Consider the following 14,053-nt stretch of genomic DNA (forward strand, 5'->3'; position numbering starts at 1 on the left):
CAGGTACGTGTGATCTCAAACTGGTGGTAACTAAAAAAATACTCCGACTCTCGCATGCTTCCAATATTTTTTTTATAAAGGAATCGATCTTTTCTGATTGCAGCTGGGGTTCCCGCGCCTTGTAGATCTTGCTGTGTGTTGTTGTCGAAGAGTTCTCCTCATCTATTAGAAGTTCTTCAAACAATTTTTCCCCTGGTCTCAATCCTGTGTATTCTATCTTGATTCCGTTTTCACCGTCTTTGTTGGTTATATATGAGCCACTTAGCTCTACGAGTTTTGTCGCCAGATCGATAATCTTTACTGGTTCGCCCATGTCAAGTAAGAATACCTCCCCGCCTTGTGCCATTGCACCTGTTTGTATTACTAGTTGGGAAGCTTCAGGTATAGTCATAAAGTAGCGTGTAATCTCTGGGTGGGTAATTGTTATCGGGCCACCTTTTTCGATCTGTGAGAGAAACTTTGGCACAACTGAGCCAGATGAACCGATGACATTACCGAATCTAACCATGGAAAACACTGTATTGCCCGGTTGACTCTGAAAATTCTGGATGATGGTTTCTGCTGCGCGCTTTGTGGCGCCCATGATGTTTGTTGGTCTCACCGCTTTGTCGGTTGACACTAGTACAAAATTACTCACTCCACTATTTTGGGCAGCTGTCGCCACAGTATGAGTACCTAGGATATTGACGCGTGCGCCTTCGATTGGATTAGCTTCAACTATTGGTACATGTTTGTACGCGGCAGCGTGGAATACTACATCTATTGTATGGGCACTTAGAAGCTCGTTTACTAAGCTCTTATCCAAGACAGAGCCCAGCACAGCTTCTATCTCGACGGCGGTTTGTATGTAGTTCAGTGATTGATCTATGTCGTATAATGCCGGTTCGCTGTTGTCAAGGAGTATTAACCGCTTAGGGGCTAATTGTATTAGCTGTCGGCATATCTCTGAGCCGATTGAACCTCCTGCGCCAGTGATCAGCAGTGTTTTACCTTCAACAAAATTACGCATTAAGTCGAAGTCAGGCGCGACGGATTGCCTGCTAAGAACATCATTTGGCTGCACATCTGTCAACTGACCGATTGACTTTCCCATGATTAGCTCGTCCATGCCAGGTATTGATTTCACCTGGTGTCCAGCCTCCGTGAGTTCGGCTATTAGAGAGCGACGCTTTTCAGATGTCGCCGATGGGATGGCTAGGAGGACCTGAATAGGTCCTTCGAATTCCGTTAGTGCGAGCTTGTTTATATCTTTTGGGGTGAAGACACGCAATCCCGAAATTTCGATTCCATGCAGTGCTTTTGCGTTGTCGACGAAAGCGACTGGGCGGTATCTGTTGTTTTGCCGAAGGACCTCCAGCAATTGTTGGCCTGCGACGCCCGCGCCGTAGATGATAACGTTGGTTGTGTTCGTGTTGGACTCAATAATTGGTGATATCGCTTTCCATATCGTGCGTGTCACAGTCATGAATGCGAAGTATATAAATGTATAGATAACGAAAGTCGACCTTGGAAGGTCTGCCCCGTAGTCGAGGTAGTCAACACCAACCACAATCAGCCCGGAAAGCACTGCTGCCCTCAGGAGCCGGAACTGGAGTGCGTCGCCCGCACGACGAACCATCGCCCGGTACAAGCCAATACACAGATTTGTTATGACCGTCAGGCACGCCACGCCGCAGAAGATTTGAAGTTCATCATATGTGGGCTGATCGACGGTGCTCAGGCGCAGACTCAGCGCGAGCCAGAGTGCCAACATTGAACTCACCAGGTCCACGCTACCCACCACAACTTTCTTCCAAGTGCGGGGAAGCGTGGCCAGGTGACGGACATAGTTTGTCAGACTTACCGTTCTGCCTTGTCTGTGCGCCGATGCTGCTACCTTTGTACTCACTTGACTGTGTCGCTGCCTTTGTAGCTCCCCGCCATGTCTTTGCCTGAGCTCTCGGAAAGCGGGTCACGTTGATTGGAATTTAAAAACAATTACTTATGGCTGCTATAAGAGACCAATTCTCAATGATTAATCTGAGTGACATATTGTTCACAGATCTGTATCAACTGACGATGGGCCAGGTCTATTTCAGGGAGGGTCTCGCCGAGACATCGTCGCATTTTGAACACTACTTCCGAGAATACCCAGACTACGGCAATCATCAGGCCGGTTTCTGTGTCAGCGCTGGTATGGGTTCGTTACTGAATTGGATGGATTCTGCTCGGTTCAACAAGAGTGTGTTGCGTAGCCTACAGGAAATACGTGATCCGGTTGGCAAAACGCTGTTTTCTCAAGATTTTCTGAGTCATTTAGATCAGATAGGCGGCTTTGACAGTCTGTCGATTCGGAGTGTCCCGGAAGGACGTATCGTACACCGCAATACGCCCATGACGGTCGTCGAGGGCCCTATGATTGCGGCGCAGTTGTTGGAGACAGCGCTGCTCGCAAAGCTGAATTATCAAACACTTATTGCGACGAGAGCTGCACGGATACGGCACGCGGGCCGGTCTCAACTGGTGCTGGACTTCGGTATGCGCCGCGGCCAAGACACTGGCGCTAATGCTGGTTCTCGTGCTGCGCTGATTGGGGGGGCTGACTACTCTTCCAATGTCGGCGTGAGTCAATATCTTGGCATTGAGCCGCGTGGGACGCACGCGCACAGCATGGTGCAGGTGTTTCTGGCGCTGGGGATGGAGGAAATCGACGCGTTCCGGGCGTATGCGCGCAGCTACCCAGATCAATGTTTGCTGCTGGTTGACACCGTCGACACGCTCAACTCGGGTGTCCCCAACGCGATTCGAGTCTTTGAAGAACTGAAGCGCAAGGGACATCGCCCGGTCGGAATCCGTCTGGACTCGGGTGATCTTGCGTATCTAAGCATCCAGTCCGCGAAAATGTTGGATGCGGCGGGTTTCGACAACGCAGGCATCGCGTTGTCTAACAACCTGGACGAGTTGGCGATTTGGCAGATCATCACGCAGATTGAACAAGAAGCGTCGCGCTATGGCATTGATGCCGACAACCTCATCAAGCGCCTGAGTTTTGGCGTTGGCACGCGTATGATCACCTCTGAAGGCGATTCTTCGTTGGGTGGGGTCTACAAGTTGGTTGCGGTTGAGCAAGGCGGGCAGTGGCGGCCCGCCATGAAGTTGTCGGAATCGGCCTCGAAAACACCTAGTCCAGGAAAAAAGAAACTCACTCGCCTGTACGATCAGCGTGGGTTCGCTGCGGTCGATCTTGTGTCCACAGAGGAAGAAGAGATTGATGTGTCGAAAGACAACACAGTGCACCATCCTGTAGAGGCCGGAAAGTCCAGGGTGTTGAAAGCCGGTGCCATTTCACAATCTGAGGATTTACACGTGGACGTTTTCAAGGATGGCACGTCACTCATCGGGCAAGAGCCTCTCGACGTCCTGCGGGCGCGGCGAGTTGCAGACTTAGAAAGCCTGGACCCGGGTGTGATGCGTCTGGTCAACCCGCACATCTACCATGTGTCCCTGAGCGACAAATTGTGGAACCTACGCTCGGAATTGATCGCTGACTTGAGAGGTCGGCGGCCCGATGGGTGACCACTGACCCGTGGCTGCTTCGTGGTACGGAACTTGTTGCTCATCGCTGATGTGCTCATGAGGTTCGCACTTCGAACGCCTCTTCCCGAGACAATGAGACAACTCAAAACGTACAACCACAACCCGTCTCCGCTCGCAACGCTGATGCTGTGCGGCCTGATCTTTTCGATTGTGCTGTTATCTGAGCTGCCAGGTGGGAACCTGATCAACCTGGGCTTGTCCGGGCTTTTTGTTGCGTCAGTGGCAGCCGGGGCGATCGTTGGCCACCGCAGCCTGTGGTTTGGTCGCGAAGTGGGTGTGCTGCTGTTTTGGGTGACGTTCTCCACAGTCCCAGGAATCATGGCAGTCGACTTCGAAACCGCAATGTTCAAGTCGCTGACGATGCTCCAAATTGTGTTACTCGCCTTTTGTGTGCAACAGGCCATCGTCTGGCAGAAAAACGTCGCTGTGGTGTTGGCTCTCTATGGTGTTGCAGTGGCGTGCGCCTACGCTGTCACCTTCGCTGACTTCAGTTTGTCTGCAGCCACTGCGACCGATACCGATTTGCAGGAGGGTGGGCCACGAGTCGCGAGCACGCTGGCAAACGCTAACGCCTTCGGTGCTGCCTGTGTTATGGGGTTGTCACTGTGTTTCATCAGTATCGCGCTGAACGGGCCGAGGTGGCTAGGCATTGTTCAGTTCCTCATGCTGCCAGTGTTAATGTTGGCTGCGATCAACAGTGGATCCAGAACAGCGTTGCTGGGCGCCTTGGTCGTTCTACTGGGCAGCCCATGGGCCTTCCGCGCGTGGCGTGGTGTGTTTATCGCCAAGGCGGTGTTGGCCATCCCACTGTTGGCAGTCGGCGCGTTTGCGCTCTACACGCTCACGCAAGTGAATGCGGATATCGGTGAACGCATAGAGCAGACGTTCGATACCGAAGGCGCCATCGTTACCCGAGTCGTCGGCTTTGTTGATGTCCTTGTGAGTGGCGATGTCGCTGCGGAAGGGTCTGACAATTCCTTGGGTAGCCGCGCCAAGATGATCGAGGAGGGTGTTCGCATCCTCGGTGATCATCCCATCATCGGTGTGGGTCTGGACAACTACCGCTTCGTCTCCGAGGCTGGCACCTACTCGCACTCGAACCCGATCGAAGTGGCCGTGTCGACTGGCTTGATCGGGCTGTTTTTATACTACTCGATCTACTTACTGATCTGCTGGCGGGCGGTGTTGTTAAACGCCAAGAGCCGCCGCCACGCCATGCCGCGTATGGTGCTTGTCGCCATGGCGGGGTACGCCTTGATGGACCTGACCCACATCAGCTACTACGACAAATCGTCCTGGTTGTTCCTGGGGCTGGTCACCGCGGCGCTGGAGGTGTTTTCGCGTGAGCTTAATGCTGCGAGGGCGTCAAGTCCTTCGCGCCGCCGCCGTCGCCGCCGAAGACGTCAATCTTCGAGCAGCCGCGAAGACAGCGGTGAGAATCCGTCCGAATTCGAAGACCTGGACGAACTCGGCGAGGTGTTGGCGCAGACCGACACGGACGCCGAGGGCGGGACACCGCCCCCCGCTGGCGGTCAAGCGCCAGCCTGAACCCCGTCAGGCCACTCGGCTGGCGCGCTTGCGGTCGCTCTCGCTGAGGATCTTCTTGCGGATCCGGATCGCGTTCGGTGTCACCTCGACCAACTCGTCGTCGTCGATGAACTCCAGCGCCTGCTCGAGCGAGTGCCGCACCGGCGGGGTCAGGATCAGGTTTTCATCGGTGCCGGCAGCACGGATGTTGGTGAGCTGTTTGGCCTTGAGCGGGTTGACCACCAGGTCGTTGCTGCGGCTGTGGATACCGATGATCATGCCCTCGTACACCTCACTGCCGTGCTCCACCATGAGCTTTCCCCGGTCTTGCAAATTGAACAACGCGAAGGCGAGTGACTTGCCGAGTCCGTTGGCGATCATCACGCCGTTGTTGCGCTGGCCGATCTTCTGCTGCAGCTGCGGGCCGTAGTGGTCGAACACGTGGTGCAACAAACCGGTGCCCGAGGTCTGGGTCATGAACTCGGTGCGAAAGCCGATCAAGCCGCGGGTCGGCATGATGTACTCGAGCCGGACGCGACCCTTGCCGTCGGGCACCATGTTCGTGAGCTCGGCCTTGCGCTCGCCAAGGCGTTCCATGATCGCACCCTGGTGCGCCTCTTCGACGTCAACGCTCAACTGCTCGTAGGGCTCCTGGCGTTGCCCGTCGCGCTCGATCACGATGACTTCGGGACGGCCGACGGCGAGTTCGTAGCCCTCGCGACGCATGGTCTCGATCAGCACAGAGAGGTGCAGTTCGCCACGACCGGAAACCCGGTACTTCTCGGCGTCGCTGGTGCGTTCGACGCGCAGCGCGACGTTGTGTTTGAGCTCCTGCTGCAGCCGTTCCCAGATTTGGCGGCTGGTGACGTACTTGCCATCACGGCCCGAGAAGGGCGAGGTGTTCGGCTGGAAGGTCATGCTGATCGTGGGTTCGTCCACGCTCAGCGCGGGCAGGGCTTCGACCGCGTCGGGGTGGCAGAGGGTCTCTGAAATGTCGAGCGGGTCCAGGCCTGTGACGGCGACGATGTCGCCGGCGGTCGCCTCGTCGACGGCGACGCGCTCGAGTCCGAGAAACCCGAAGGACTGCAGCAGCCGCCCGCTGCGCACAGCGCCGTCGCCAGCGACCACCTTGACCGCTTCGTTGTTGCCGATCCGCCCGCGCTTCACGCGGCCGATGCCGATCACACCCTGGTAGCTGTTGTAGTCGAGCGTCGAAATCTGCATCTGGAAGGGGCCGTCGAGGTCCACATCCGGCGCCGAAACCTGATCCACGATGGTCTGGAACAGCGGCGTCATGTCGCCACTGCGCACGTCGCTGTCGAGACCGGCGTAGCCGTTCAGCGCCGAGGCGTAGACCACCGGGAAGTCGAGCTGCTCGTCGGTGGCGCCGAGGTTGTCGAACAGGTCGAAGGTCTGATCGAGTGCCCAGTCGGGGCGGGCACCGTCGCGGTCCACCTTGTTGATCACGACGATCGGCTTGAAGCCGAGCGCGAAGGCCTTCTGCGTGACGAAACGCGTTTGCGGCATCGGCCCGTCGACCGCATCGACCAGCAGCAGCACCGAATCCACCATCGAGAGCACGCGCTCCACCTCACCGCCGAAATCGGCGTGTCCGGGTGTGTCGACGATGTTGATGCGGTACTCGCCCCAGCGGATGGCGGTATTTTTCGACAGGATCGTGATGCCGCGCTCCTTCTCGAGCGCGTTGCTGTCCATGATGCGCTCGCCGGCGTCCTTGCGCGCGTCGAGCGTGCCGGACTGCTGGAGCAACTGGTCGACGAGCGTGGTCTTGCCGTGGTCGACATGGGCGATGATGGCAATGTTGCGAAGGTGCTGGATCACGGAACCGGCTTCCACGGGAAACCGCCCATTATAGCGCCGCTTTTCTGTCGGGCGTGTGACCGCGTGCGCAGTGCTTGCGCGCGGGGGTGCTCGGTGCGCGCCGACGTGCGGTCGGGTGGCTCAGTAGCGGCGACGGTACCCGCGCACGGCGAGGGTGAGGCTGAACACCGCGAGTGCCACGAACCAGACCAGCGCCCAGCCGGCGATCGAGAGCCCGAGGAAGGTCCAGTCGATCTCTGCACAGCTGCCGGACCCGGTCAGCACTTCCCTGAACACCTGCAACCACGGCGTGGTCTGCATCATGAATTCGAGGCCGGGACTGCACTCGGGCACGTCTTCCGGTGGCAGGCCCTGCAACCAGACCTGCCGCCAGGCCAGCGCGGCACCGCCGAGCGCCGACAACCCCGCGAGCACGTGGTACGTCCGTGACGCGGCGCCGCGGTTGCCGTGCACCAGGCCGATCAGACCGAACAGGGCGACACCCATGAAGGCGACGCGTTGGAGCTTGCACAGGTTGCACGGGTCCAGGTACTCGACGTACTCGAGGTAGTAGCCGTAGCCCAACAGGCCGACGCAGACCACCACAGTGAGGGCAAAGGTGACGCGCGGGGACTGCAGCATGGCGAAGGGGCTCGGGTGAGGGACGTCGACAAGTGTAGCCAAGCCTGCGGTGGGGTCACAGCCGGTCACAAGCGTGAACGACCGCACCGTGTCCGCTGGGTGCACCAAAGTTGAGACGCTCGCACCGCACGCGAACCCGCGATGGCCGACAACTGTCCCTGACGCGCCGCGCGGAATGGGCTCCGGAGGCGTAAACTGGGTGCCACCCCCAGGACAGCCGGACGCCCCATGATCGACTCCCGCATGCTCGATGACATCAGCGCCGCCCTCGGTCGACACCTGCCGCCCAACGTGCGCGCGGTGAAGGACGACTTCGAGAAGAACGCGCGCTCGGTGCTGCAGTCCTCGCTCGAGCGCATGGACATGGTCACGCGAGAGGATTACGAGATCCAGGTGGCGCTGGTGGCACGCTTGCGCAGCCGGCTCGACGCGCTTGAAGCGCGGGTCAATGCGCTCGAGTCCGGCGCGGCCGGACCCGCGGACACCCGCGAAGACTGACGTGTCGCTCGCCCGTGTTCACGCACGGGCGCTGGTGGGCGTCGAAGCGCGCCCGGTCTCGGTCGAGGTCGACATCGCCGGTGGTTTGCCCGCGTTCACGCTGGTGGGCCTGCCGGAGACCGTGGTGCGCGAGTCGCGCGACCGCGTGCGCGCAGCCCTGCTCAACGCTGGCTTCGATTTCCCCCAGCGCCGTATCACGGTGAGTCTGGCGCCGGCTGACCTGCCGAAGGAGGGTGGGCGCTTCGACTTGCCCATCGCCCTCGGGCTGCTCGCGGCGTCCGGGCAGCTGCCGCCTGACGCACTCGAACACCGGGAGTTCGCCGGCGAACTGTCGCTTGGGGGTGGGCTGCGTGCGGTACCCGGCGCCGTGCCGGTGGCGCTCGCCGCCGAGCGTGTCGGTCGCACGTTGGTGCTGCCGCGCGGGTCGTCGCACGAAGCCGCGCTGGTGCCGCAGGCCGACGTGCGCGTCGCCGACGCGCTGATCGATGTGGTCAGCTGGCTGCGGGGCGTGGGTGAACTCGATGCGGCCGACGTTGGCGAGCGGGTGCCTCCACGCTGCGCGGACCTCAGCGACGTGCGCGGTCAGCACCACGCGCGGCGCGCCATGGAAATCGCCGCCGCCGGTGGGCACAACGTCGTGCTCGTTGGCCCCCCGGGCAGCGGCAAGTCGATGCTGGCCAGCCGGTTACCCGGCCTCCTGCCACCGCTCGACCTCGACACGGCGCTGGCCTCGGCCGCCGTTCAGTCGGTTTCCCCGTCGGGTTTCGACGCGGGCCGGTGGGCGGTGCCGCCGTTTCGCAGCCCGCACCACACGGTGTCGGGTGTGGCGCTGGTCGGCGGTGGGTCCCATGCGGCACCGGGCGAGGTGTCGCTGGCGCACGGAGGGGTACTCTTCCTCGATGAGCTCGCCGAATTTCCGCGCGCGGTGCTCGATGTGCTGCGCGAGCCGCTCGAAACCGGTGTCATTCACATCTCCCGCGCACGGCGTCAGGCAACCTACCCGGCAGCGTTCCAGTTCGTCGGCGCAATGAACCCCTGCCCTTGCGGGTACAACGGCGAGTCGATACAGCCTTGCCGGTGCACCGCCGAGCAGGTGCAACGGTACCAGGCGCGGGTGTCCGGCCCGTTTCTGGACCGCATCGACCTGCACGTCACCTTGCAGGCGGTCAGCTACGCCGGCCTTCGACAGCAAGGCGAAGCTGAATCGAGCGCGGTTGTGGCGGCCCGCGTGGCAACGGCACGCACACGCCAGCACGCGCGGCAGGGTAGCCTCAATGCCCACCTCGGCGTCGCCGCACTCGATCACCACTGCGGCTTGCGGGGCGAGGCTGCGACGGTGTTCGAGCGCGCAGTCGCCCAGCTCGGTTTGAGCTTGCGGTCGTGCCACCGGGTGTTGCGCGTGGCCCGCACGGTCGCAGACCTCGCCGGTGACGCTGACATTGCGACTGACCACGTCGGCGAGGCGCTGGGGTTCCGCTCGGGCTGACACTGTCAGTTGGCCGACGCTGTGCGCCGCCGTGGCGTTGCAGCAGACACCCTGAGCCGCTCGGCGTTGTCCCCGCCGATACGGCTGGCATGGCCCGTTGACCGTCCGCCGGCAGCACGGTGCCGGGGTCGTGCCGGTTCGGACGTGCCGGCCCGGCCGCGCCGATGGCGCAGAATTTGTCGGAACTCATACAAGCCCGTAAGCCGTCTGGGGTTTTGGTGCCACCTGCGGCGCCAACAGGCCGATTTGGCGAACTAGTTGCATCGCAGTTGCGAGTTTATCCACGGACCTCCCGCTTACGGGTGCTTAGGTGACGGTTACTGCATGCACACTCCACTGATAGTTGTCGTTATGGCTGCGCTGGCAGGGCTGTACTGGTTTGGCGGCGCGAAGTACACCGAGGTGATCGAGCAAGACGTCGCCGAGCGCGCGCGCGCCCTGATCATCGAGGAGGCTCCGGACGCCGACATCGCCATTTCCGGTCGCGATGTCACGCTCATCGGCGAAGCGCCGGCACCGATGATGGCTGCGCTCGAAGACCGCGTCGCGGGCGCCTGGGGCGTGCGCAGCACCGAAAACCGCCTGGTGGCGGCCACCTTGCCGAACGGCATCGATTTCAACGCCAGCTACGACGGCCGCACCCTGAACATGGACGGCCAGGTGGACAGCGAGGAGGCTGTCGATCTGTTGGCCGACATCCACACCGCGTTGCCGCCCGGGCTCAACGTGATCAACAGCGTGCAGTCCGGTGCTGACGAATTCGTCAACACCCCGGGTAAGCTCGAAACCGGCATCGCCTCACTTACGCAGCTGAACCGCGGTGACCTGAGCGTCAGCAACGAGGCCTTCGTGCTCGAGGGTGTCGCAGCGAACCAGACCCGGATCGACCAGATCAAGCGCTTGCTCGAGACCCGCCAGGCGGTGCTCGATCCGCTGAAGCCCGAACTCCGCATCAGCATCGACCCCTACGCGCAGCTCTCCGAGGAATGCCGGATCCGCTACCGCGTGGCGATGCAGGGCAACGTCGTCAACTACGTCACCGCCAAGCACGACATCCGCGAACCCTTTCAGCCGCGCCTCAAGTACATCGCCGAGACCGCTGCGCACTGCGGTGGCACGGTGCTCGTCGAGGGTCACGCTGATCACCGCGGCAAGGAAAATTACAACCAGCAACTCAGCGAACGTCGCTCTCACACCGTCAAGCAGTTCCTGGTCGACAGCGGCATGGATGCCGATCGCATTGAATCCTTCAGCTACGGCGAGTTTCGTCCTGTCGCGTCAAACGAAACCAAAGAGGGCATGGCCCGCAACCGTCGCGTCGAAATCCACATTCAACACGTAACCGGCAAGTAAGAAGAGTCCGTTCGGAGCACACATGTTCTATTTGATTACACAAGTTCTACTGCTGCTGATCGCTGCGTCGATTCTCGGGGCCGTACTCGGCTGGTTGCTGCGTCGCGTGGGCGCAACGCGTGCCGAGACCGAGCTCAACGACAAGCTCTTCGAGGCCGAGACTGCCATCCCGCCGATGCGCGATGCCTTGCACAAGGCCGAACGCTCACTGAAAAGCAAGGACAGCGACATCGCCGACTTGCAAAACCAGCTCTGGGCATCGGAAGGCAAGGTGGGGCCGCTCGAGGACCGCGTCTCCGCGCTGCAGAGTGAAGTGGAACGCGAGCGCTCGGCTGTGCAAGCGGGCGAGTTGGCCCTGGCCGACGCTGAGAACCGTCGTGTGGAGCTCGAGCGCCAGATCGCCGCGGCCCAAAAGGCGGCTGCGCAGCAAGGCGACGCCCTGGGACAGAGCGAAGCCGAGCGCGCGGCGCTCGATCGCGAGCTGGCCGACATCAAGAAGGCATTGCAAGCGGCACAGGTCGATCACCGCAAGAACGCCGAGGAACTCGCTTCTGCGCTGAAGTCACAGCAATCGCTTGCGGACGAGCTCAGGACCAACCTCGGTGCCAGCGAGGACGAGCGCAGCAAACTGGAAGACGCGCTGGCGGACCTGCGCGAGCAGGTGGCCGGCGCACGGCGCGCAAACGAAGCCCTGGAGCGCAAGCGCCAGTCGCTCGAAGGCGAGCTGAAGTCGCTGGGTGAACGCCTTGAAGATGCGTTGCGTGTGCACGCCGAACAATCGGCCGAAGCGGCGCGCAAGATCGCCGACCAGGACTCCGATGCCCGGGTGGCCGCGACCGAAATCGCCAACCTCAAGCAGAACCTGGCCGACACCCGTGAGGCCGCGTCCGAGCGTGCGGCGGCACTGGAGAAGGCTGTCGAGCAGCAGGAGGCAACCTCGCGCGGCCTCGACCGTGAATTGACCGGCGCGCGGGGCGAACTCGATGCCGAGCGGCGCCGCGCGGAACAGGCGGAGCAGCGCTCGTCCGACCTCAGGGACGCACTCGACGACGCCCTCAGGCGCGCAGACCAGGCTGAAGCGACAGCGGCGGACACGCGCACCTCACTCGACCAGACGCGTGCGGACAAAGGCCGCACCGAAGACGCGCTCGCGCGACACCAGGACGCCCTGAACGCTGCACAACAGCGTGCTGCCGACCTGGAGCGTCAGCTCGCCGAACGCGGTGACGCACTCACGACCGCAACGCAGGACCTCGCCAAGCGGGACGACGAACTCGCGCGGCAACGCGATGCCCTCGGGGCCGCGCAGCAGCGGGCCCAGGATGTCGAACGGCAGTTGGCCGAGCGCGGTGATGCGCTTGCCAACACGGCACGGGAAGTTGAACGCCGCGACGCGGAACTGAACCGCGCGCGGGATGCAGCCGAGACCGCCGATCAGACGCAGGGTGAATTGCGTGATGCGCTCGACGCGGCCATGCGCCGGGCCGAACGCGCCGAGGACGAGCTCGGACGACAGCGCGACGCCAACGCCGACGTGGCGCGCCGCGCGGACAAGGCCGAGCGCGACGCCACCCAACACCAGGCTGCCCTGCACGAAAGCCAGCGCAGCAACGACTCCGCGAACCAGGAAATCGCGCGGGTGCAGCAGGCGTTGAACGACGCGCAGCGCCGGGCTGATCGTGCCGAGCAGGACGCGGCGCAGCAGCACGCAGCGGTCGAAGACGCCCAACGGCAGATCGCGGCGTTGCAGCAGGCGCACGACCGGGCTGCTGCCGAGAGCGCGGGCCACGAGAAGCGGGCCAACGGTGCCGAGCGCGCCGCCGAGATGGCGCAGGCCGAAGGCAAGCAACGTCAGCGTGAGCTCGATGCCGCGCACGCCGAGGCCAGCCAACGTCAGCAGGCGCTCGACGCCGCGCAGGCCGAGGCGGAACGGCGCCAGCGCGCGCTGGACGCCGCCGAAGCCGAGGCCAAGCAGCGTCAACGCGACCTCGACGCGGCCACGCAACAGGCTGATGCCCTGCAGCGCGACAGGGACAACCTGGCAAAGGAAAACAGCGCGCTGAACGACGCCGTCAACGCCAACACCGACAAGGTGCGCGAAATGGAGCGGGTGATCGAGAAAGCGGCGGCCGAGAACGCCGAGGCGGCAGCGCAGATTGCGGCCGGTGCGGACATCCAGGCCGAGCTCGAGCGCGAAATCCGCGACCTGCGCGACGCGTTGCAAGCCCGCACCACGGACCACAAGCTCGCCCTGCAGCGGCACGAGGCGCTCGAGCGCGATCTCTCGGAGGCCGAGGCCCTGCGCGATGGCCTGATGGCCGACAAGCAGGCACTGTTGATCAAGCTCGAGAGCGCCGAAACCGAGCTCGCGGCACTGGCGTCGCAGAACACGGCACTCGAGAACCAGATCGACGCACTGCGCGACGACCTCGACGCACTGGGCGAGAACGACGCCCAGCTGCGCGAGCGCATCCGCCGACTCGAAGCGATGTTGGCGGAAGAGCGTCGCAAGGCCGGCCAGAACCTGCTGGCCCGCATCGTCGAACTCGAAGCCATGCTCGAGGCCGAGCGCAACAAGGCCGAGAGCCTGCCGGAAATCCCGGAGGTGTCGGACATCAAGTTCAGGGTGCGTGCGGGCAAGGCCGTGGTGCGCCCCGACGTGCCGAACATGGTGTTCTACAACGGCGGATCTCAGCCGGCCGTCTTCAACACGCGGCCGGACCACGTCGACGACCTGAAAGCGGTTGTCGGCATCGGTCCGAAACTCGAGGGCGAGTTGAACGAACTGGGCATCTACCAGTACAACCAGCTCGTCGAACTGAGCGACAGCGACATCGCCTGGCTCGAAGAGCGCATCTCCGGCGTGCGGGTGCGCCTCGAGCGGGACGACTGGATCGGTCAGGCGAAAGCGCTTGACGACGCCGCGCGAAAAGGCGGCGACCAGTCGGCCGCCTGACACCGTCCGGCGTCCGGCACGACACAGGGCGGCCCTCGGGCCGCCCTTTTTTTAGGTTCATCGCGCTTTACCGGGAAACGCGTCTTTGATCTTCAGGAAGAAGTACTCAGTGTCCCGGTAGCCGTAGCCCATCCGTTTGATGACCTTGATGCGGTTGTTCACACCTTCCAGCACACTCGTGTTCAGCCGATAGA

10 protein-coding genes are annotated in these 14,053 nt (G+C 62.0%); 6 read left to right on the forward strand and 4 right to left on the reverse strand.

What is annotated here, in order from left to right:
- The coding region (locus AAGA11_20885) for a nucleoside-diphosphate sugar epimerase/dehydratase (GenBank protein MEM9605331.1) at positions 1 to 1,771 on the reverse strand (1,771 nt) is incomplete at its 3' end.
- Between the two features lie 239 nt (positions 1,772 to 2,010).
- Between AAGA11_20885 and AAGA11_20890 the strand changes: the two genes are divergently transcribed.
- Entirely contained in the window at positions 2,011 to 3,555 is a 1,545-nt protein-coding gene (locus AAGA11_20890) for a nicotinate phosphoribosyltransferase (protein MEM9605332.1), read from the forward strand.
- Between the two features lie 93 nt (positions 3,556 to 3,648).
- Positions 3,649 to 5,124 (forward strand): O-antigen ligase family protein, encoded by a 1,476-nt coding sequence (locus AAGA11_20895; GenBank protein MEM9605333.1) that lies wholly within the window; start codon positions 3,649 to 3,651, stop codon positions 5,122 to 5,124.
- Between the two features lie 6 nt (positions 5,125 to 5,130).
- On the opposite strand, the gene typA is transcribed toward AAGA11_20895, so the two are convergent.
- Both typA and AAGA11_20905 read right to left on the reverse strand, forming a co-directional pair.
- On the reverse strand, positions 5,131 to 6,945 hold the full coding sequence (gene typA / locus AAGA11_20900; protein MEM9605334.1) for a translational GTPase TypA: 1,815 nt from the start codon (positions 6,943 to 6,945) through the stop codon (positions 5,131 to 5,133).
- Between the two features lie 120 nt (positions 6,946 to 7,065).
- On the reverse strand, positions 7,066 to 7,566 hold the full coding sequence (locus AAGA11_20905) for a disulfide bond formation protein B (protein ID MEM9605335.1): 501 nt from the start codon (positions 7,564 to 7,566) through the stop codon (positions 7,066 to 7,068).
- A 228-nt stretch (positions 7,567 to 7,794) separates the two neighbouring features.
- Between AAGA11_20905 and AAGA11_20910 the strand changes: the two genes are divergently transcribed.
- From AAGA11_20910 to AAGA11_20925, 4 genes are all read left to right on the forward strand, one after another.
- A complete protein-coding gene (locus AAGA11_20910) occupies positions 7,795 to 8,064 on the forward strand; it encodes an accessory factor UbiK family protein (GenBank protein MEM9605336.1) in 270 nt (89 codons plus the stop codon).
- A 1-nt stretch (position 8,065) separates the two neighbouring features.
- A complete protein-coding gene (locus tag AAGA11_20915; GenBank protein MEM9605337.1) occupies positions 8,066 to 9,550 on the forward strand; it encodes a YifB family Mg chelatase-like AAA ATPase in 1,485 nt (494 codons plus the stop codon).
- Between the two features lie 351 nt (positions 9,551 to 9,901).
- Positions 9,902 to 10,903 carry an OmpA family protein gene (locus tag AAGA11_20920; GenBank protein MEM9605338.1) on the forward strand — a complete coding sequence of 334 codons (1,002 nt, stop codon included), beginning with the start codon at positions 9,902 to 9,904 and terminating at the stop codon, positions 10,901 to 10,903.
- A 22-nt stretch (positions 10,904 to 10,925) separates the two neighbouring features.
- A complete protein-coding gene (locus AAGA11_20925) occupies positions 10,926 to 13,859 on the forward strand; it encodes a hypothetical protein (protein MEM9605339.1) in 2,934 nt (977 codons plus the stop codon).
- 57 nt (positions 13,860 to 13,916) lie between these two features.
- Here AAGA11_20925 and AAGA11_20930 read toward each other — a convergent pair.
- The coding region (locus tag AAGA11_20930; protein ID MEM9605340.1) for a transposase at positions 13,917 to 14,053 on the reverse strand (137 nt) is incomplete at its 5' end.

Source organism: Pseudomonadota bacterium (assembly GCA_039196715.1).
In the GTDB taxonomy this organism is placed as follows: Bacteria; Pseudomonadota; Gammaproteobacteria; order CALCKW01; family CALCKW01; genus CALCKW01.